The organism is Stenotrophomonas indicatrix, assembly GCF_050573115.1.
In the GTDB taxonomy this organism is placed as follows: Bacteria; Pseudomonadota; Gammaproteobacteria; order Xanthomonadales; family Xanthomonadaceae; genus Stenotrophomonas; species Stenotrophomonas lactitubi_A.
Genome location: NZ_JBNYZT010000006.1, coordinates 210,393 through 230,644, shown reverse-complemented (window position 1 = coordinate 230,644; position 20,252 = coordinate 210,393). Strand labels below are relative to the sequence as shown.

Here is a 20,252-nt window from a genome sequence, read left to right as displayed (position 1 = left end):
GCCAGCGGCCGGCACTACCGGGAATGCTCAAACGTTCAACAGCTCGCCGGCACCCGCTTCCAGCAGCATCTTCGCCACGCGCTGGCCCAGCGCTTCCGGGTCGCTGGCCGGGCCCACGGCGTCGGCACGCACCGCGCGGCCGTCACTGGCACTGCCGACCAGCCCCTGCAGGTGCAGATCCGACCCTTGCCACTGCGCGATCGCCGCTACCGGCACATGGCAGCTGCCGTGCAGCGCGCGGTTCATCGCCCGCTCCGCTTCCACACAGGCGCGCGTGGCGGCGTCATCCAGGCCTGCAAACAGCGTCATCAGCGCCGCGTTGCCGCCATCGCACTCCACCGCCACCGCGCCCTGCGCCGGCGCCGGCAGCCACTGCGGCGGCTGCAGGCGGGCGACGATGCGCCCCCCCAGGCCCAACCGCTCCAGCCCAGCCACCGCCAACACGATGGCGTCGTAGCCACCGTTGTCGAGCTTGGCCAGGCGGGTGTTGACGTTGCCACGCAGGTCCAGCAGTTCCAGGTCCGGGCGCAGAGCGCGCAGCTGGGCCTGGCGGCGCAGTGACGAGGTACCGACGCGCGCACCGATCGGCAGCGCATCCAGCGAGGCATACAGGTTGGAGACGAAACCATCGGCCGGGTCGTGGCGGGTGAGCATCGCCGGCAGCGCGAACGGCGCATCCAGTTCCATCGGCACGTCCTTCAACGAATGCACCGCACAGTCGGCCTCGCCCCGCAGCATGGCCAGTTCCAGTTCCTTCAGGAACAGGCCCTTGCCACCGATGGCTGCCAGCGAGCGATCCAGCACTTCATCGCCGCGGGTGCTCATCGGCACCAGTTCCACATGCAGATCGGGGTGTGCCTGGCGCAGGCGGTCGGCGACGTGTTCGCTCTGCCAGAGGGCGAGCGGGCTCTTGCGGGTGGCGATGCGGACGGTTTCCATCCGGGCATTATCGCGCCTATCGGCGGGATACGGCCAACGGCGGAGCCCCTCGTGGCTGGTGTGGTCGTGCAAGCAACAGCTGTGCTTGGCCGGGCGGGGTGGGCTGCGCGGGGGACGCCGTAAACCCATCCCTGGGGGCTTGGCCGCGGCATCCATGCCGCGGACACCCCCACGCAGCCCACCCCGCCCGGCCTCTGACAGTTTCCGTGTGCGTCAGCCACGGAAGATCAAAAGAAAAAAGAAAAAAGCAGAAGCAGAAGCAACAGCCGGCGACTTCCGGGGTCAGATCCCTTTTCCGCAGGAAAAGGGATCTGACCCCTCTTTCCCCACCCGATAACACCAACGCTCTTGCTGTCCGTCACCGGGAAATTCGCGAGGGGGAGGCGGGGTGGGCGGGCGGGACCGTTGGCGCCATGGATGGCGCCATCGAGCCCCCATGGATGGGTTTACGGCGTGTCCCGCCCGCCCATCCCGCCTCACCCAACACGCAACAACACAGAGCCGACCAACCCGCTGTTGCTGTTGCTGTTGCTGTCGAAGCAGTCGCGGCCGCAGGCCGCGCGTAACCTCACAGATGCCGCAATTCCTGCTTCAGCGTCGCCACGCAGCGCCGGCTCACTTCCAGCGGTTGCTTGCCATGCCGCAGCACGGCCTGCACCTGGCCACCACTGCCTCGACGCAGTTCCACCAGCTCGTGGCGCGCCACCAGGCAGTTGCGATGGATGCGCACGAAGCGGCTGGCGAACTCTTCCTCCAGCGACTTCAACGATTCCTCGATCAGGTCCTCGCCACGTGCGTGATGCACCACCACATACTTTTCTTCGGCCTGCAGGTAGTGGATGTCGTCCAGCGGAATCAATCGCAGGCTGCCGCGCAGGCGGGCACACAGCATGCTGCGGGCCTGGCCGCCGGTGTGCTGGGGTTGGCCGTCACGGCCGGCCAGGAAGGTACGGGCGCGTGCGATCGCCGCCGCCAGCCGCTCGGCGCGTACCGGTTTCATCAGGTAATCGATGGCCGCTGCCTCGAACGCGGACAGCGCGTGCGCATCGTAGGCGGTGCAGAACACCACGGCCGGCCTCGGCTCGAAACTGGCCAGATGGCGGGCCGCTTCCAGCCCGTCCAGGCCGGGCATGGCGATATCCAGCAGGACCAGGTCCGGCTGCAGTTCGGCGCATGCGTGCAGGGCCTGCTCGCCGTTGCCGGCCTCGGCCACTACGTCCACCCCTTCCTGCGCGGCCAACAGGCTGCGCAGGCGCTCGCGCGCCAGCGGTTCGTCATCGGCGATGACTACCCTCACGATCGTCCCCTCACTGGATCGGCACCGTCACCTGACAGGCATAGTAGCCCTCGCTCCAGCCAGCCGTCATCCGCGCGGCGCGGCCAAAGCGCCAGGTCAGGCGGTGGCCGATGTTGTGCTGGGCATGGCCCGCTCCCTGCGCCAGGGCCAGCCCGGGCACCTGCGGGTCCGGCGCAGGATTGCGTACGCGGATCTGCAGCTCGTTGCCCACACAGGCCAGATGCAGTTCGATGGTGCCGCCCTCAGGCAGGCGCGAGATGCCGTGCAGCACCGCGTTTTCCACCAGCGGCTGCAGCACCAGCCGCGGCATCGGCAGATCCCAGGGCAGTGGTTCGTCGCGCTGCCAGTGCACCCGCAGGCGGTCGCCCAGACGCAGCGATTCAATCGACAGATAGCGCTCGGCCAGTTCGCACTCATCGCGCAGGGTCGAATCGCCCTCGCCGGCACCCAGTGCGGCGCGGAACAGATCGGACAGGTCGAGCACGGCACGCTCCGCCACCGCCGGGTCGCGATGCAGCAGGCTGGCGATCAGGTTCATGCTGTTGAACAGGAAGTGCGGGCGGATGCGCGCCTGCAGGGCGTCGGCCTGCGCGCGGGCATTGGCCTGCACCTGCGCCGCCCAGCGATCGCTGACATAGAAGTAGCGCAGCGCCAACGCGGTGATCAGCGCCGTGGTGGCCGCGCTGCCCAGGGTGAAGCGCCAGAAGCCGATGCCACTCGCGAAGTTGTCGCCCAGCACGGCATACAGGGCATGGATGATGCCCGCGCACAGGATGGCGATCAGCGCGGCCAGGCTGACAGCGGCGACGGCACCCAGCATTTCCGGCAGCTTCGACAGCGCCTGCCGCAGCAGGCACAGGCTGGCAGTGACCGCCAGTGCCAGCCACAGCGCGAAACCGCTGGCCGAGGCCAGTTCACCCATCGTCCAATGGCGGCTGCCATCGGGCGCCAGCGCCAGCACCACTACCACCAGTTCGGCCAGGCCGAGCATCGCCGCCAGCCGCGGCAGGCGGCACAGTTCCGGCATCCACGGGGCGGCGGGGCTGGCGGCCATGGCTCAGACGGTGCCCAGACGTGCTTGCAGCCAGTCGCCCAGCGCGTCGATTTCTTCGGCGCAGACCTGGTGGGCCATCGGGTAGCTGTGCCACTGCACATCGAGCCCGAGCGTGCGCAACGTCTCGGCGCTGTGCGCGGCCACCGCCTGCGGGATCACCGGGTCGCTGCTACCGTGGGCCATGAACACCGGCACGTCCACCGCGCCATCGACACGCGACGCGCTTTCGGCATCCGGCAGGTAGGTCGACAGTGCGATCAGGCCGGCCAACGGTGCAGTGCGTGCCAGCGCGGCGCTGAGGATCACCGCCCCACCCTGCGAGAAGCCGGCCAGGAAGATGTGATCGGCGGCGACGCCGCGCTCTATCTCGCGGGCGATCAGGGCATCCAGCTGCACCACCGACTCCTGCACGCCCGTCAGGTCGGCGCGCGAGCGGAAGTCCATGCCGACGATGTCGTACCAGCCACGCATCGGCACGCCGTTGTTGATCGTGATCGGCCGCACCGGTGCGTGCGGGAACACGAAGCGCAGCGCCGGCCAGTGCGGGCGCACCAGCTCGGGCACGATCGGCGCGAAATCGTTGCCGTCGGCACCGAGGCCGTGCAGCCAGATCACCGACCACTGCGGCGAGGCGCCGGTTTCCTGTTCCACCGTTTGCAGCATGTTGCGGCTCCTGTACGTTCGAGCCGCATTATGCCGCTGGCACGGTGCGATCAGTACAGCGGCGGTTGCTCGGCCGCTTCCCGGCGCAGCTGTGCGGCGCGTACCAGCACCGGTGGCGGGATGTTCTCTTCGGGGATGTCGAGCAGGCCGAGGCGGTGCAGGAAGGCACCCGGTCCGCGCAGCGAGGTCAGTGCCACCACCGGCACCGCCAGCACCATGCCGATCACCACCGGCGCCATCCAGGCGGCCAGCGACGGTGACACCGCCCACGCCAGCACGCCCATGAACGCGCCAAACACGCCCAGGCCGCCGTAGCCGCGCACCAGCGAAATCCACGAGATGCCACCGTCATCGCGTTGCTGAGCATCCCAGCCCGAGTCACGCCCGGACAGCACTTCGGCCACGCCGCGCGACTGCACGTACATCACCACCGGCGCCATCAGCGCGGCCAGCACGGTTTCCACCAGCATCGACAGGAACGCCCGGATCGCGCCACCGCAGCCACGGCGTTCAACCGGGTCGAGCAGCATCGCCAGGTAACCCAGCACCTTGGGCATCAGCAGTACCGCCATGGTGGCGGCGAACAGGCGCACCACCTGTTCTTCATCCTGCGCGCGCCAGTACACGCTGGGCGACAGGTGCAGCAGGGCATTGAAATCGATGCCTTCCTGGAACAGCGGGATGGCGATGCCGATCAGCATCAGCATTGCCCACATCGGTGCGGTGAAGTAATGGCCGATGCCGATCAGCATGTGCACGCGGCTGATCCAGTGCAAGCCACGGCTGCCCACCACCTTGCCGTGCTGCAGGTTGCCCTGGCACCAGCGGCGATCACGCACCAGCAGGTCGGTCAGCGTCGGCGGGCCTTCTTCATAGCTGCCGCCCAGGTAGGGCACCATGTGCGCAGCCCAGCCACCCCGGCGCATCAACGCTGCTTCCACGAAATCATGGCTGAGCACGTGGCCGCCGAACGGCTTGCGCCCCGGCAGCTCCGGCAGGCCGGCGTGATCGGCGAAGGCACGGGTGCGGATGATCGCGTTGTGCCCCCAGTAATTGCTTTCGGCACCGTGCCACCAGGCCACGCCACGGGCGATCACCGGGCCGTACACGCGCCCGCCGAACTGCTGCATGCGCGAGAACAGGGTGCGGCCGCCGATCACCGATGGCAGGGTCTGGATCAGGCCGACGTCGGCGTTGTGCTCCATGCCGGCCACCAGACGCACGATGCTGTCACCGGTCATCAGGCTGTCGGCATCCAGGATCAGCATCTGCGGGTAGGCACCGCCGAAGCGACGTACCCAGTCGGCGATGTTGCCGGCCTTGCGCGCGCTGTTGTCACCACGGCGGCGATAGAACAGTCGCGCCTGCCCATCGGGCACCAGCTCGCGCAGCTCGGCGAACACCTGCTCTTCGGCACGCGCGATGTCCTCGCGGCGGGTATCACTCAGCACGAAGAAATCGAAACGCTGCAGCTGACCAGTGGCCGCCACCGATTCGTAGATCGCGCGCAGGCCGGCCAGCAACCGGCGCGGGTCTTCGTTGTAGGTGGGCATCAGCAGCGCAGTTCGGCTGTGCACGGTCGGCAGCGGCTTGTCCGGATCGATGCCCAGGCGGTAGCCCCGGTCGAACACGGCCGTCAGGAAGCCGGCCACGGCACTGGCAAAGGACAACGCGATCCACGCGAACAGGCCGACAAACAGCACCAGCAGGCAGGCCTCCAGCACGCTGATGCCGTTGCCGGACAGCACCCGCCACATCATCCGGGTGGCCACGGCGGTCATCGCCACCGTGCCGCCGAGGATGTACAGGCGACGCAGGCCGATCATGCGCGGCGAGGTGCGATGGCGCCGGACTTTCAGCGTGCCTTCGCGCAGCGTCTGTTCGGGCATCACCAGCGGTGCTTCGGCCGGCAGCAGGGCCCAGCCCGCGTCAGGACCGGCCGTGACCGGTTCCGCGTCGATGGTTTCACTCCCCATGGCCGCCTACTCCCTGCAGGCCGCAGGACCGGCCGTCCCGGCCAGGCTGCATGCACCAAGGTTCCTGGCACGCATTCCCGGCGTCCGCACTTGTCCTGTCTGCCACGGCGTCATGCCGCGCAGTCGATGTCTGTCACTACCGGAACCCACACGATCTCCAACGGGGCGGAATCGAAAAATGCGGCTCAGTCTATGGCGCCGAATGTAAGCCGGGTGCGAAGGCCTACGCCGGGAAATCTCCCCATTCAGCAATCAGCAGGCGAACCGCGCCACGCGGTCGGGGAATGTCGATTCATCCCGGAAAGTACTGGATCGTAACAAACGAGAACGGTTATCATTCCGTTAACCAGGCAGGTCACCGCGCTCCTTGCTCCGGACCCACCCAGCTGCGCCGGACTTACCGCGCGCCCGATGACCCAGGGAAGGGGTGGCTGCCTGCTGTCTGCGTGCGCCTGCTGCTTCCACCGGGTCTCTCCTCTCCCTTGGAAGCCGTCATGTCCCCTCTTCGTTCCGCGCGCCCGTCGCGCACCCGCCTGGCCAGCGCCCTGGCCGCCGCCTGCCTGCTGACCCTGCCCGCCCTCGCCGCCGCTGAAGCCAGCGCCGATGCCTCGACCAAGGACCTGGATACCGTGGTGGTCACCGCCTCGGGCAACCAGCAGTGGATCAAGGATGCCCCGGCCAGCATCAGCGTGATCAGCCGCGAAGACATCGAACGCCAGCCGGTGCACGACCTGGCCACCCTGCTCAGCCGCATTCCGGGCGTGACCGGTGGGCTCAGCGCCGCCGGTGAGCAGTCCAAGATCAAGCTGCGCGGCATGCCGTCCAACTACACGCTGGTGCTGGTCGATGGCAAGCGCATGGGCAGCTCGGCCTCGACCAACTATCGCCCCGACCTGGGCCGCCAGGACCTGAACTGGATTTCTCCCGACCAGATCGAGCGCATCGAAGTGGTGCGCGGCCCGATGTCCTCGCTGTATGGTTCGGACGCGATGGGCGGGGTGATCAACATCATCACCAAGCGCATCGGTGACAGCTGGAACGGCAGCGCCACCCACAGCTACACCCGGCCGCAGGATGGCGACCGTGGCGACACCCAGCAGATCGGCGCGACCTTCTCCGGCCCGCTGGGCGAGCGCTTCGGCCTGCGCATCGGTGCCAACAGCATGCGCCGCGACTCGGACCGCTCCAACGGCGGCGTGTATGGCAACGCCTATGCCGGCGAGAAGGACCGCAATGTCGACGCGCTGCTGCAGTGGAAACTGAGCGAGGCACAGGAAGTGTCGCTGGAAGCGGGCCATGGCGTGCAGCAGGCCTTCATCGCCCAGGCGCTGGAAAAGCAGGACGAGGGTGCATGGGGTGCCAGTGAGCTCAAGCGCAGTTCGCTGGCGTTGAACCACGACGGCAAGTGGGATTTCGGTACCTCCAAGCTCAGCGCGTACTGGACCGAGTACAAGAACGACATCGGCGCCACCGGTCGCTCCGAGGCAACCGATACGATCATCGAAGGCAGCCTGAGCACGCCCTTCACCCTGGGCGTGGACCACCAGTTCGCGGTGGGCGGCCAATGGAAGCGCCAGGAGCTGACCAACACCGACACCATCGGCCAGGCACCGATCGACTACACCGGCAAACCGGTGGTCGGCTCCAGTCTGGAAGTGGACACCTGGGCGCTGTTCGTCGAAGACGAGCTGAAGCTGCACCGCACCCTGGCCCTGACCCTGGGCGCGCGCCTTGACCACCATGAGCAGTTCGGCAGCCATGTCAGCCCGCGTGCCTACCTGGTCTGGCACCCGAGCGAGCAGTGGACGATCCGTGGCGGCGTCTCCAAGGGCTTCCGCGCGCCGAGTCTGACCGAGAATTCGCCCAGCGCAGCGACCCAGTCCGGCGGCCGCGGCTGCACCTCGCTGATCCCGCTGGGCTATACCCGCGGCGGTTGCTACATGGCCGGCAATCCGGACCTGGACCCGGAAACCAGCACCAACCGCGAGATCGGCATCAGCTTCGACAACGATCTGGTCGACGCCGGCCTGACCTACTTCCATACCGACTTCAAGAACAAGATCGAGTATGAAGCGCTGGGCAAGTTCAACGGCTACTGGTGGACGCGCATGAGCAACGTGCAGCGCGCGCGCACCAGCGGCATGGAAGGCAACCTCAACTTCCGCTTCGGCGATCACTGGCGCTGGCGCACCTCGGCGACCTGGATGAAGGAAGCCAAGAACCTGACCACCGGCCGCAACCTGATCGACACCCCGGAGTTCTCAGGCTATTCGTCGTTGGACTGGACGCCGAACACGGTGTTCTCCAGCAGCCTGTCGGCGCAGTACACCGGCAAGCAGACCGGCGTGGTCAGTACCTTCCTGAAGGCCTACACGCTGTATGACCTGACCGCTGCCTGGAACGTCAACGAGGTACTGACCCTGCGTGGCGGCGTCAGCAACTTGGCCGACAAGAAGCTGTACGCGGACGGCTCCACCGACTACTTCGTGGCGGGCCGCAGCTACTTCCTCAGCATGACCGCGCGCTTCTGATGCGCACTGCGATCGCGCTGGCAACAGGCCAGCGCGATCGTGGCTTTTTCAGGCTCAGTCGTTTTCCAGCACAGCCGGTGCAGCGTCGCGGCTGGCCGCGATGCGTGCACGGTCCATCGCCACCGCCAGTTGCTGGCGGGCGAGCAGTTGTTGTGCCTGCACCACTTCGGGTGTGGGCAGGAGCACCGGTCCGGGTGCGTTTTCCGGTGTAGCTGGTGTGGTCATGCAACCTCCATGGACATACCGCCGCTACCCGTGAACAGCCGGGGTGGCAGCGGAACTGCGCACCCTATCCTAAAAACAAGGCGGATGGGTGACGGTGCGGCGCTGGGACGCAAGCCCTTCGCCGTAGGAACGTCACATTTTTGACGCTCCAAGCTGGTTTGCTGAATGTGACTCACTTATCATGAAAACGTTTTCCTAACAGGGAAGTCCCTACTCACATGAATACCGTCGACCTCACCCGCTTCAGCCCGAAGTGGCAGTTCCGCTTCAATTTCTTCCAGCAGCACGGTGCTCCCAAGGAGCCCGGCTTCAAGCAGGCCTGGAAGGCGCTGTCCTTCGGCGACCGCCTGAAGATCAACCTCAACTTCTTCGCCTTCTTCTTCGGCGCGATCTATCTGTTCATCCTGGGCATGTGGCGCAAGGCGCTGGTGGTGATCGGCATCAACATCGTGCTGATCGCGGTCAGCCTGGTGCTGCCGGACATCGTCGCGCGTGCGCTGTTCATCGCAATGAACTTCCTGGTGGCGTCGAGCACCAACTACAGCTATTACCTGGAACAGGTGAAGGGCAACACCAGCTGGAACCCCTTCGAAGGCATGTTCTAAGCAGCTGCGTACGCCGGGCAGGGTCCGGCGGCGCCAGTTGGTTTGAAGTTGCATGGACGCCCGGCCTTGGCCGGGCGTCTTCGTTCACGGCCCTGATCAGGCAGCGCGCAACGTGGCCGTCGGGCGAGTGTCGGCCTGCAGGCGGAAGCGTGACACCGCCACCGCCAGCTGCTCGGCCTGTTCTTCCATCGCCCGTGCCGCCGCCGTGGCTTCTTCCACCAGCGCAGCATTCTGCTGGGTGGTCTCGTCCATCTGCACCACGGTCTGGTTGACCTGTTCGATACCGGCCGACTGTTCGCGCGAGGCGGCCGAGATCTCGGCCATGATCTCGTTGACCCGGCCGACCTGGCCGACGATCTCCTGCATCGTGCGGCCGGCGCCATGCACCAGCTGCGCACCGGCACCGACATGGCCGACCGAGGCATCGATCAGCTCCTTGATCTCCTTTGCCGCGCCCGCCGAGCGCTGCGCCAGCGCGCGCACTTCACTGGCAACCACCGCGAAGCCACGGCCCTGTTCACCCGCACGCGCCGCTTCCACCGCTGCGTTCAAGGCCAGGATGTTGGTCTGGAAGGCGATGCCATCGATCACCGAGATGATCTCGGCGATGCGCTGCGACGAGGTCTCGATCTGCTCCATGGTCTGCACCACCTGGCTGACCACCTGCCCGCCTTCGCTGGCAACGCCTGCGGCCGAGGCCGCCAGCTTGTTGGCCTGCAGGGCATGATCGGCGTTCTGGCGCACGGTGGAGGTGAGTTCCTCCATGGACGCGGCGGTTTCTTCCAGGTTGGCCGCCTGCTGCTCGGTGCGGCGTGACAGGTCGCTGTTGCCCGACGCGATCTCACCTGCAGCCAGGCGGATGCTGGATGCAGACTGCTGGATCTGGCCGACGATCTGGGTCAACTGCTGCACGGTGCTGTTGGCATCATCCCGCATCACCGCGAACACCCCGTGGAAGTCCCCCTCCATCCGAGTACTCAGGTCACCGGCGGCGATGGCGCGCAGCAGCGTCGACAGCGCGGCCAGGTTGTGATCACTGACCTGCATCATGGTGTTCAGGGTTTCCACCATGCGGCGGAAATCGTGCTCGAAGCGCTGCGCATCGCCGCGCACCGCGAAATCACCGGCCGCTGCTGCTGCAGCCAGCTGCTGGATCTGCTCGTTGATCGCCGCCAGGTTGGTCTTGGTGGTTGCCATGGCAGCGGTGAATACCGCCTTTTCGCCCGGCAGTACTTCCATGTCCACGCTCAGGTCACCCACCGCGTAGCGCTGCATCACTTCGACCAGGCGCTGGGTGACCGTATTGCTGTCGGCCACCAGCTGGTTGCTGTCGGCCACCATGCGACCGTATTCGCCCGGGAACACCGAAGCATCCATGCGGTAGCTGATTTCACCGGCATCATGGCGACGCGCCATCTCCGCCTGAGCGGCCATCACCGCCTGCAGCTGGCCACGCATGCCCTGCATCGCGTCCAGCAACCGGCCCACTTCATCGTTGCCCAGCGCCGGCATGGCGGTGTCCAGCTTGCCCGCAGCCACGTCGCCAGCGATGCGCACTGCCTGTGCAAGCGGTCGCACGGCCAAGCGCTGCAGCAGCAGGTAGACACCGCCGCTGAGCACCAGCGCGGCCACCACACCCACCAGCAGGATGATCCACAGCAGCTCGCGGGCCTGCGCGATGATCACCGCGTGCGGCACCACCACGCCCAGCGCGAAACGCTGCGGCGCGTCCCCCACCTGCAACGGCACGTACAGGCGCACGTTGCCGGCAGCGTCGGGCTCGAACGCTTCGTACGTCTTGTCGGCGGCGATCTGCGCCAGCATGCCGACGGTAGCGGCATCGGTACGCGGCTTGCCGATCTCGGCAGCGTTGGCCGAGGCCAGCACCACGCCCTTCGGCGACAGCAGTTCGACACGGCCGGCGCCCATCGGCGTCAACGTGGCCAGGTGCTTCTGCAGCGCGTCCAGCGAGAAGTCGACGGTGAAGACACCGAGGAAGGTGCCGTTCTCGACGATCGGCGTGCTCAGCGTGCTCATCAGCACCTGCTTGCCGCCGATATCGTAGGCATACGGCTCGCTGACCAGCGGCAGCTTGTCGCGGCTGGGCACCATGTACCAGTTGCCCGAGCCGCTGGGCGTTTCGGTGTAATCGGTCATCGTCGACTGCTGCGGCTTGCCGTCCTGCCAGGCCCAGTAACTCATGTAACGGCCGGTGGCGTCGTGCGCCTCGCTGTTGACGAACTCCGCATCCTTGCCGTCGAAGGCATTGGCCTCCCACATGGTGCTCTTGCCCAGCCATTCCGGGTGCGCGTGCAGCTGCTCGCCGATGACGTTGGCCAGGCTGGCGCGATCAGGCGCATCACCGCGCGCACGCTGGGCAAGCACGGTTTCCACCATCGCATCGTTGCTGGCGAAGGCCGTACCCAGGTCGGCAGCCACCTGGCGCGCCTCGGCGCGGGCTTCGCTGGCCATGGTCTGCCGCGAGGACGACACCAGCGCCGAACTGGCCTGGTGATAGATCAGGAACGCGGTCGCGCCAAAGCACAGCAACGCGATCACCGCGGTGCCCAGCATCAGCTTGTGGGCGATGCTGCCGGGGCGGCGGGCAGCGACGGAACGGGAAGAAGACATGGGAGGATCCGCAGGCAGTTCAGGTCGACCGGTGCCACCAGGGCACCGCGCAGATGCGCGATCCATCGCGCGGGCCGCCTGCCCTGCCGGATCGGAACCCGGCGCAGGAAAGCGCGCACCGGGTTAGCGGCCATGGCCGGGCGAGGTTGAGGCTAACCGCACGCACAAAACTGAACCTGCTCAGCTGCGGCCGTCGACGCGGGCCTGTGCTACTCGGCCACGCGGTCGCGGATCCACTCCGCACGGGGCAGGACCTCGATGCTGCCGGCGGCGTACTGCTGCAGAACGTCCTCCGGACCGAAACGCGGCTGCCAGCCCAGCGCTGCGCGCATCCGGCTGCTGTCATAGACCCGGTCGATGCTGAGCGGCAGCGGCCAGCCACGGCGCTCGAACTCGGCCAGCAGCTGCGGTGCGCGGCGTGCCAGCACCTGGCGCGGATCGGCCGCCAGCTGCAGGCAGTCCTCGCGCCGGAAGGGCGTTGGCGCGCAGGCGAGGAAGCGCTGGAAGGGCGCGCCTTCATCGTGGAGCAGCGCGGCATGCGCGCTGGCCACGTCGCGTGCGTCGATGCCGCGGTGCAGGCGGAACATCGCCATACGGTCAGGCGGCTCGGGGAAGCAGCGCGCCATCCGCAACACGCGCACGGTGAACGATGTGCTGGCCGCCGCTTCGGCAGCCGCCTCGGCCTGCAGCTTGGTGCGGTGGTAGATCGTGCGGGGCAGCGGCTCGGTGTCCTCGTCGATCCAACGGCAGCCGCCGGATACCACGGCATGGCCGTACAACGCCGTGGTACTGGTCAGCACAAAGCGCTGCACGCCAGCCTCGCGCGCCAGCTGCAGCAGGTTTGCAGTGGCGTCCACGTTGATCTGCTGGAACACCGCGTCGGGTACCAGGCCCACGTGGGGGGCGTGAAGTGCCGCGGTGTGGATCACGGCATCGATTCCCTGCACGGCGCGCTCCAGCGCCCGGCGATCGGTGATATCGGCAATCACGCGCGTGGTGGCGAAGGGACTGCGATCCAGCCCTACCACCTCATTGGCGCCCGCCAGCGCACCGAAGATCGCGCGCCCTATCCGCCCGGAACTTCCGGTCAACAGAATCTTCATTGAATCCATTCACTCGACAGCGCCCGGGACCTACCGGGATATCCCGATTCTAGGCAAGCACGATGTCATCGGCGATAGGAACCGATGACATTCTGCATGCCATCGCCGTCGAGTCGGCGGCGCTTGACCGGGCAACAGGAACTCACGCCTCCGAGCGGGCCGACACCAGACGCAGGAAGGCTTCGTTCTGGTAGCGGCTCATGCGCAGCTGCTGGCCGTTCTCCAGGGTGAGTACGTGATGGCCATTGAACCAGGGGTGGATCGTCCTGACCCGCGCGATGTTGACGATGGCCGAGCGATGCACCCGGGCGAAATGCCTGGGATCAAGCCGTTCAGCCAGGCTGTTCATCGTTTCGCGAAGCTCATGCACGCGATCGGCAAGATGCAGCTGCACCGTATTGCGATTGGCGCGGATCCAGAGGATGTCCTGCACCGCCAGCAGCAGCACTGCCTCGCCATCACGTACGGCGATACGCTGCAGATAATCCTCGCGCCTGCGCAGCACATCCAGCGCCTGCAGCAGGCGCGTGTTGTCGGCCGCATTGGCGGCCTGGGCCAGCCGGGATTTCGCGCGCAGCAACGTGGCCGCGAACCGCTCGCGACTGAAGGGCTTGACGAGGTAATCCAGCGCGTTGGCCTCGAATGCACGTACCGCATACTGCTCGTACGCGGTGACGAATACCGTGGCCGGCATCCGCGCGGCGCCGATGGTGGCCAGCACGTCCAGACCGGTGATGCCAGGCATCTGCACATCCAGGAACACCAGGTCCGGCGACTGCGCGCGGATGGCTGCCACGGCAGACACTCCGTCACCGCACTCGGCCACGCTGTCGATGTCTGCATCGCCGTGCAGCAGACGCGTCACCGCGCGCCGGGCGATCGGCTCGTCGTCCACCACAAGCACACTCAGGCTCATGTGGCACTACCGTGCACGACAAACTCGGGAGCGTCATCGGCATCGTCCAGCATCCGCAGTGGCAACCGCACCCGGCAGGCCACACCCTGCGGCCAGAGCAGGTCCAGGCGTACCTCGGCCGCATCGCCATACAGCTCGCGCAGGCGCAGCCGCGTATTGGACAGGCCGATACCATGGCCACCTGGCGCCCCGGGCTGCTGCAGCGTGCTGTTCTGGTTGCGCACCTCGATGCACAGCATGTCACCGTCGCGGCGGCCCTCGATCTCGATGGTGTCTTCGCCAAGGTTGCGGCCGATGCCATGGCGCAGCGCGTTTTCCACCAGCGGTTGCAGGATCAGGCTTGGAACCGCGCCATCAAGCAGTTCCGGTGCAACGTAGATGCGACTGTGCAGGCGATCCTTGAAGCGCGTGCGCTGGATGCCCAGATACAGCTCGATCAACTCCAGTTCCTGGCGCAGGCTGATTTCCTGGCCATCGTAGTCTTCCAGAAACGCACGCAGCAGCTCGCTCAGACGCAGCAGCATGTCTTCGGCACTGGCCTTGTCTTCATCCAGCAGGGTGATGATTGCATGCAGCGTATTGAACAGGAAATGCGGCTGCAGCTGCGACTTCAATGCCAGCAGCCGCGACTGCGCCAGCTCGGTCGCCAGCCTGCTTGCCTCGACCTCGCGGCGCACCTTTTCCTGCTGGAAATGCAGTGCCTGCTGGATCGCGAACAGGGCCCAGTAGGTCAGCAGGCCCATCGCGAAATGCTGGGCAATGAAATACCACAGCTGCTCGCCAAAGCTGCTGGGCTCGAACCAGGTGGACACCAGGGCGCCCACCACCATCGCCAGCCCGGTCACCCCCACGCTGGCCATCAGCTGCACGCCCAGCCCGGCCAGCCTTCGCTCCGGCTGCAGCGGATAGCGTTCGCCCAAAGTGAACACCAGCGGCGCCAGCGCCGCCCAGGTAAACCACTGGATCATCGACCAGCGCAGGTAGACCTCAAACGGGAATGACTGACCCTGCAGGCTGTGGCTCAACACCTTCTGCAGGGTGAAGGCGAACGCCACCGCCAGCCACAGCAGCAGGTAACGCAGCACGTCGATCTGGGTATGGCCAAGGCGGATCTTCATCGCATGCGTCCCTGTGCCCGAAGCGGGCCAGCGCCATCTTAGGCACAGCGTGGCCGGCAATGAAGGGCGGCGATGGCCGATTGCGATTGGTCCCGCTGTCGCGACGATTCGTCCCGGATCGATTGCAGGCGCGTGGCCTCCACCGCCAGATGGCGATGTCCCCAACGGAGATCGCCCATGCACCTGTCCCGCGCTCTGCTCGCTGCCAGCCTGTTCTGCATTGCCGCCAGCGCACCTGCTGCGCCGCTGCACTACCTGACCCTGATCAACCGCGCCCATGCACCTGCCATGTCGGTGGAAGTCGCGGCGAGTGAATCCGACGCATTCCACGCCTTGGCATTGGCCGGGCCCATCGCGGGAGGTGGCGGCCAGGCCACCGTGGCACTGCGCGGAACCGGTTGCCGCGTCGATCTGCGCATCACCTTCAACGATGGCCGCCGGATCCTGTACAGCAACACCGATGTCTGCCGCGGTGACCGACTGCTGATCTCGGCGCTCCCTGCGCGGTAACCGGTTGTCAAACGCATGCGCAGGGCGTGTGAGTCCAATGGGGCCGACGTCCACCTGCCGTTAGCCCGCGATGTGGAGCATGAAGCCGTCGCTGATGGCGGCATCCCATTTCACATCCGGAGACCGGCAATGGCCAACTCACGCAGCGGCAGCAGCAATCGGGGCTTTGCCTCGATGGACGAGGACAAACAGCGCGCGATCGCGTCGAAAGGCGGACGCGCCGCACACGCATCCGGCAATGCGCACCAGTTCAGCCCGGATGAGGCCCGCGTGGCGGGCCGCAAGGGCGGTGAAGCGATCAGCCAGGATCGTCAGCACATGGCCGCGATCGGGCGTGAAGGCGGCCATGCACGGCATGCCAGTGCCCGCCAGCAACAGCAGCTGCAACGGCAGGAAACGCCCGGCAAACCTGGCAACGGCCAACAAGGCTGAGTTGTTGCGGTCACTGCACCACGTAGCGGCGGTGCAGGCCGAAGGCTGTCAGCACCGCCAGCGCACCGGCCAGCGCCATTGCCCAGCCGAACCCACTGGCCATCGCCGCGCGGTAGTAGCCCAGCAGGTACGGTGAACTGGATGCCATCGCAGGTTCGAAGATGAGCAGCCGCGCTTGCTGCGCCACCTGCAGTTGGCCGGCGGCGTGGGCTGCTGCGGTGAGATGCTGTACGGCGCGCTGGCTCATCACGCTGCCGAGCAGCGCGATGCCTACGCTCATCCCCGCCTGGCGAAGTGCATTCATCGTGGCCGACGCGATACCCGCGCGTTCCTGCGGCACGTGGCCCATCACGGCCATGCCCGTGGCGGGCACCGCCAGCCCCATGCCAGCCCCCAGCAGCAACAGCAGGAGCGTTGCATGTGCGCGCGTGCTGCTGGCATCAAGGCCTGGCATCGCACACAGGGCAATGCCGGCCAGCGCGTAGCCGGTCACCAGCGCTGCCGGCAAGCCAATCCGACCGACAATGCGGCCAAACAGCAGCGAAATCCCCCCCATCATCAGGAACTGTGGCACCAGTTGCAGCCCCGCGGCGGCGGCGCTGCCGCCCTGCACCTGCTGGAAGAACAGCGACAGGAAAAACAGGCTGGCGTAGGCGCTGAAGCCCAGCACGAAGGACGCGACGTTGAGCAGGCGGAAGCGATGATCGGCCAACAGGTCCAGCGGCAGCAGCGGGCGCGAGACCCGTCGTTCCACACAGCCGAAGGCCACCAGGCCGGCGACGGCAAGGGCCAGCGCCAGTACGGTCCGAGGCGCCGCCAACCCCTGCTCGCCGATGCCGATCAGTCCGTAGCTCAGCGCCGCCAACGCCACGATGCTCAGCAGTTGTCCCGCCGGATCCAGCGCAGCATGCTGCGGGTGCCGTCGCTCGGGAATGCCCCAGGCGCCAAGCGCGATCGCCAGCAACCCCAGTGGCAGGTTGATCAGGAAGATGCTCGGCCATCCTGCACGCTCCACCAGCACACCGCCCAGCAGCGGCCCCAGCACCAGCGCCAAGGCACTGAAGGCAGACCAGCCGCCGATCACCTTTGCCCGCCGCCGGGGATCGGGAAAGGCATGGCTGAGTATCGGCATGGCGCTGGGAATCAACAGTGCACCCGCTACTCCCTGGATCGCGCGCCCCATCACCAGCACCTGCAGACTGCCGGCACAGGCACATACCAGCGAGCCGGCGATGAAGGTGGCGACACTGGCCAGCCACACCCGCCGCTGGCCATGTCGATCGCCCAACGGACCGGCCGAAAGCATGAACGCCGACAGTGCGATCGCGTAGGCGTTGATGACCCATTGCAGCCCGGCGATGTCGGTCCGCAGTGCGGTCTGCAGTGTCGGCAGTGCGACGTTGACGATGCTGATGTCCAACGAAGCCAGGAAGGTGCCGAGATAGGCCGCCAGCACCAAGGCTGGGCGTCGAAAGCGTTGCATGCCGGAAAACCCAGAAAGAACATCGACGCATACACTAGCCACTGACTGACCGTCGGTCAATGACTGGCGGTCAGTCAATGTTGTTCGCGCCTTAGAATGGCGCCCACCCTCTTCCAGTCCGGATCGCCGCCGATGATTCCGCCGCACGCGTCAGCCAAGTCCCGCACCAAGCCCGCAGAGATCCGCCTGGAGGAGTTGATGGACGCTGCCGAGGCGCTGTTCCTGTCGCGCGGCGTGGAAGCGACCACCATCAGTGACATCGTGGCTGCAGCCGACGTCGCCAAGGGAACGTTCTATACGTACTTCGCGTCGAAGGGCGAAATCCTGCAGGCGCTGGCCAAGCGCTATACCGAACGCTTCATGGCCGAAGTGGAACGGGCAGTCGAGCAGCATCCGGCCACCGCCGGCGAGGCCCGCCTGCGCGCCTGGATCGAGGCCAATATCCGTATCTATGCGCGCACGCATGCGCTGCATGACGTGGTCTACGCCAACCATCATCACCACGAACGCGGCAACGCCGACCGCAACGCCATCCAGCAGCAGTTGTCGGCAATCCTCGAAAGCGGTGTCGAGGCAGGGCTGTGGTCGTTGCCCGCGCCACGGGTCACCGCTTCGCTGATCTACGCCGGCGTGCATGGCGCCACGGACGATCTGATCGCCGCACCCGAACAGTCACCCGAGGCGTTCATCGCTGCGGTGGTCGCCGATTGCCTGCGCATGGTCGGTGTTGCGGCGACCGCTGCGAAAAAGCGCCGCTGAACCGGCGCGCGCCGACTAGGCGTGGGCGAGGATGTTCAACAGGCGCCCGAACGGGTCACGCACGTAGAAGCGGCGCACGCCCCATGGTTCTTCGGCCGGGCCATATTCAAGAGCGATGTTCGCGTGTCGCAGGCGTTCGAGCACATCATCCAGGTCGTCCACCTCGATCGAAAGATCCGGCACCGGCGTACCCGATCCGCCTTCGCTGGCGACGCTGAGCTGTGCCAGTGCAGTGCCCTGCCCGCCGTAGGTGACGATCCAGCCGTGGTCCATCACGACGTCCATGCCAAGGATGTCGCCGTAGAACGCAGCCGCCTGCGCAGGATCGGCACTGGCGATGTTGGCGACAACGCGTTTTACAGCCATGTGGTGGCTCCAGGCGATCAAGACCGCGCACCGCGTGCTGCGGCCAAATGGAAAGGGGCCCCTGGATCGGGCCCCCCAATGCGAACGGTATGCAGGCCTCAGACGGCGCCGCACCTGTCCATGACACAGCGATCGTATTCGAACTGGCACTCCATGGCATCACCACCGCCGGCCACGCAGGCCTGGTAGGCCTTCCAGCACGGCAGGTCACACAGCTGGACCGGACCGGCAACCGCCACCGAACCGGTACACGCAAGCGCAAACACTGCAGCAACGATCACTTTCCTGATGGCTCGCATCGATATCACTCCCTGATAGGCCTGGTGACTCCAGGCCGCATCACCCTACCCGCGTGTGCGGGAGAGGAAGTGAAAGCGTGGGCGTAGTTTTACCGCCTCAGCATCGCCAGACCAACCAGGCTCAACGACGGCAGCAGCAGTCCATAAGCCACCAGCGGCCAGACCGTGTCGCCCGGCAGCAGCAGCGTCGCCAGCGTGCCAAGCGTGGCCACGATCAGGCTCTGCACGGCGTAGTACAGCGCCACCGCCGTGCCGGAAGCATCGGCGAAATCACGCAGTGCACCATTGGCTGCCACCGCCACCACCATCACGATGCCGATGGCGACCAGCCACATCGGCAGCACGACACTGGCAAATGACGGCGGCAGCATCGCCGCCATCGCCATGACCAGCACGCCGCCGATCATCACCATCAGCCCACGCAGGAAGCTGCCACCAATGCCCCATCGCCCGATGAACCACGCGGCGAAGCGCGAGGTGACGATCATCACCAGCGCAACCGTCGCGAAAGCCAGGCTGAAGCCCATCGGCGAATAGCCTGCGCGCCCCATCAGCACACGCGGGGCAATCGAGAAGAACACGAAGAACGTGCCCATCGCCGCACCGAATCCCACTGCGTGGACCCAGAACCCGGCATTGCCGAGGATGCGCGCGAAGGCCGGCGATGCGTTGCCGTGCTGCGGTGGCCGCGTCTCCTGCCAGCCCCGGCATGCACGCACACCCGCCAGCAGCCCCAGCACACCCAGCGCGACGAAAATGGCCCGCCAGCCCAGTGCGTAGGCGATCAACGCGCCGAGGATCGGGCCGAGTGCCGGCACGAGCGCCAGCATCGAGGCGAACAGACCATAGAGCGTGGCACCCTCGGCCGTATCTGCATACACGTCGCGCACCGTAGCGAAGGTGGCGACCAAGGCGGCCGACGCACCGATCGCCTGCACGCCGCGCCAGGCCAGGAACGCCGCGCCCCCACTGCACGCGGCAAGCGCGAACGACGCCAGCGTGAACAGCAACGCGCCCATCAGCAGCACAGGCCGTCGCCCGATCCGGTCCGACAGCGGGCCGAAGACCAGCTGGCCCAGCCCGAGTACGAGCATGTACAGACTCAGCGTCAACTGGATGACGGCAGGCGATGTGCCGAGTGCATCCGGCATGGCCGATACAACAGGCAGATAGATATCCATGGCCAGCGAGGCCAGGAGGTCGAAGGGAGCCATCAACGCGATGGCGGCCGGCAGGGAATGGGCCCAGCGAAGGGCTTTTCGATCAGACATGGGGAAACATCCGCTCAGGAGGGAATCCGGCGGTGATCAACCCAGTGCGTGGAAATCGCAGGACAAGATCACCG

The 20,252-nt window shown here is 66.6% G+C and carries 19 protein-coding genes; 5 read left to right on the top strand and 14 right to left on the bottom strand.

Going from position 1 to position 20,252, the window contains the following annotated elements:
- Positions 1–27: 27 nt before the first annotated feature.
- The 5 genes from hemC to mdoH all read right to left on the bottom strand — a co-directional run bounded on the left by hemC (position 28) and on the right by mdoH (position 5,929).
- Positions 28–939: a hydroxymethylbilane synthase gene (gene hemC / locus ACQ5SA_RS15530; protein WP_353098741.1), complete on the bottom strand. Its 912-nt coding sequence runs from the start codon at positions 937–939 to the stop codon at positions 28–30.
- Between the two features lie 568 nt (positions 940–1,507).
- Positions 1,508–2,236, bottom strand: coding sequence for a LytR/AlgR family response regulator transcription factor (locus ACQ5SA_RS15525; protein WP_025879008.1), 729 nt, complete (start codon positions 2,234–2,236; stop codon positions 1,508–1,510).
- 10 nt (positions 2,237–2,246) lie between these two features.
- Positions 2,247–3,263, bottom strand: a complete 1,017-nt coding sequence (locus ACQ5SA_RS15520) for a sensor histidine kinase (protein WP_499314920.1) — start codon at positions 3,261–3,263, stop codon at positions 2,247–2,249.
- Positions 3,264–3,293: 30 nt separating this feature from the next.
- Entirely contained in the window at positions 3,294–3,953 is a 660-nt protein-coding gene (locus tag ACQ5SA_RS15515) for an alpha/beta hydrolase (protein WP_499314839.1), read from the bottom strand.
- Positions 3,954–4,003: 50 nt separating this feature from the next.
- On the bottom strand, positions 4,004–5,929 hold the full coding sequence (mdoH, locus tag ACQ5SA_RS15510) for a glucans biosynthesis glucosyltransferase MdoH (protein WP_089237081.1): 1,926 nt from the start codon (positions 5,927–5,929) through the stop codon (positions 4,004–4,006).
- 494 nt (positions 5,930–6,423) lie between these two features.
- Between mdoH and ACQ5SA_RS15505 the strand changes: the two genes are divergently transcribed.
- Positions 6,424–8,460, top strand: coding sequence for a TonB-dependent receptor domain-containing protein (locus tag ACQ5SA_RS15505; RefSeq protein WP_499314837.1), 2,037 nt, complete (start codon positions 6,424–6,426; stop codon positions 8,458–8,460).
- A gap of 54 nt (positions 8,461–8,514) precedes the next feature.
- On the opposite strand, the gene ACQ5SA_RS15500 is transcribed toward ACQ5SA_RS15505, so the two are convergent.
- Positions 8,515–8,685, bottom strand: coding sequence for a hypothetical protein (locus ACQ5SA_RS15500; RefSeq protein ID WP_162887695.1), 171 nt, complete (start codon positions 8,683–8,685; stop codon positions 8,515–8,517).
- A 218-nt stretch (positions 8,686–8,903) separates the two neighbouring features.
- Here ACQ5SA_RS15500 and ACQ5SA_RS15495 point away from each other — a divergent pair, with 218 nt between their 5' ends.
- Positions 8,904–9,290 carry a DUF2628 domain-containing protein gene (locus ACQ5SA_RS15495; protein ID WP_025879013.1) on the top strand — a complete coding sequence of 129 codons (387 nt, stop codon included), beginning with the start codon at positions 8,904–8,906 and terminating at the stop codon, positions 9,288–9,290.
- Between the two features lie 96 nt (positions 9,291–9,386).
- Here the strand turns inward: ACQ5SA_RS15495 and ACQ5SA_RS15490 are convergent, their stop codons facing one another.
- The 4 genes from ACQ5SA_RS15490 to ACQ5SA_RS15475 form a co-directional block, all read right to left on the bottom strand.
- Complete coding sequence (locus ACQ5SA_RS15490; RefSeq protein WP_499314834.1) at positions 9,387–11,921, bottom strand: methyl-accepting chemotaxis protein; 2,535 nt, start codon at positions 11,919–11,921, stop codon at positions 9,387–9,389.
- Positions 11,922–12,130: 209 nt separating this feature from the next.
- Positions 12,131–13,024: an NAD-dependent epimerase/dehydratase family protein gene (locus tag ACQ5SA_RS15485; RefSeq protein ID WP_230109779.1), complete on the bottom strand. Its 894-nt coding sequence runs from the start codon at positions 13,022–13,024 to the stop codon at positions 12,131–12,133.
- A 142-nt stretch (positions 13,025–13,166) separates the two neighbouring features.
- Positions 13,167–13,940: a LytR/AlgR family response regulator transcription factor gene (locus ACQ5SA_RS15480; protein ID WP_230109781.1), complete on the bottom strand. Its 774-nt coding sequence runs from the start codon at positions 13,938–13,940 to the stop codon at positions 13,167–13,169.
- Entirely contained in the window at positions 13,937–15,058 is a 1,122-nt protein-coding gene (locus tag ACQ5SA_RS15475) for a sensor histidine kinase (protein WP_353098735.1), read from the bottom strand. Before ACQ5SA_RS15475 ends, ACQ5SA_RS15480 begins: the two co-directional genes overlap by 4 nt.
- Positions 15,059–15,235: 177 nt before the next feature.
- Between ACQ5SA_RS15475 and ACQ5SA_RS15470 the strand changes: the two genes are divergently transcribed.
- Both ACQ5SA_RS15470 and ACQ5SA_RS15465 read left to right on the top strand, forming a co-directional pair.
- Entirely contained in the window at positions 15,236–15,568 is a 333-nt protein-coding gene (locus ACQ5SA_RS15470; protein ID WP_499314831.1) for a hypothetical protein, read from the top strand.
- Between the two features lie 129 nt (positions 15,569–15,697).
- Complete coding sequence (locus tag ACQ5SA_RS15465; protein WP_499314830.1) at positions 15,698–16,000, top strand: KGG domain-containing protein; 303 nt, start codon at positions 15,698–15,700, stop codon at positions 15,998–16,000.
- Between the two features lie 10 nt (positions 16,001–16,010).
- On the opposite strand, the gene ACQ5SA_RS15460 is transcribed toward ACQ5SA_RS15465, so the two are convergent.
- Positions 16,011–17,483 carry an MFS transporter gene (locus ACQ5SA_RS15460; RefSeq protein ID WP_499314828.1) on the bottom strand — a complete coding sequence of 491 codons (1,473 nt, stop codon included), beginning with the start codon at positions 17,481–17,483 and terminating at the stop codon, positions 16,011–16,013.
- Positions 17,484–17,615: 132 nt separating this feature from the next.
- On the opposite strand from ACQ5SA_RS15460, the gene ACQ5SA_RS15455 reads away from it, so the two are divergent.
- On the top strand, positions 17,616–18,242 hold the full coding sequence (locus tag ACQ5SA_RS15455) for a TetR/AcrR family transcriptional regulator (RefSeq protein WP_353098731.1): 627 nt from the start codon (positions 17,616–17,618) through the stop codon (positions 18,240–18,242).
- Between the two features lie 15 nt (positions 18,243–18,257).
- Here the strand turns inward: ACQ5SA_RS15455 and ACQ5SA_RS15450 are convergent, their stop codons facing one another.
- The 3 genes from ACQ5SA_RS15450 to cml all read right to left on the bottom strand — a co-directional run bounded on the left by ACQ5SA_RS15450 (position 18,258) and on the right by cml (position 20,178).
- Positions 18,258–18,608, bottom strand: a complete 351-nt coding sequence (locus ACQ5SA_RS15450; RefSeq protein WP_499314826.1) for a VOC family protein — start codon at positions 18,606–18,608, stop codon at positions 18,258–18,260.
- A gap of 98 nt (positions 18,609–18,706) precedes the next feature.
- On the bottom strand, positions 18,707–18,907 hold the full coding sequence (locus tag ACQ5SA_RS15445; protein ID WP_499314824.1) for a hypothetical protein: 201 nt from the start codon (positions 18,905–18,907) through the stop codon (positions 18,707–18,709).
- A gap of 89 nt (positions 18,908–18,996) precedes the next feature.
- Positions 18,997–20,178, bottom strand: coding sequence for a CmlA/FloR family chloramphenicol efflux MFS transporter (gene cml / locus ACQ5SA_RS15440; RefSeq protein ID WP_499314822.1), 1,182 nt, complete (start codon positions 20,176–20,178; stop codon positions 18,997–18,999).
- Between the last annotated feature and the right edge of the window lie 74 nt (positions 20,179–20,252).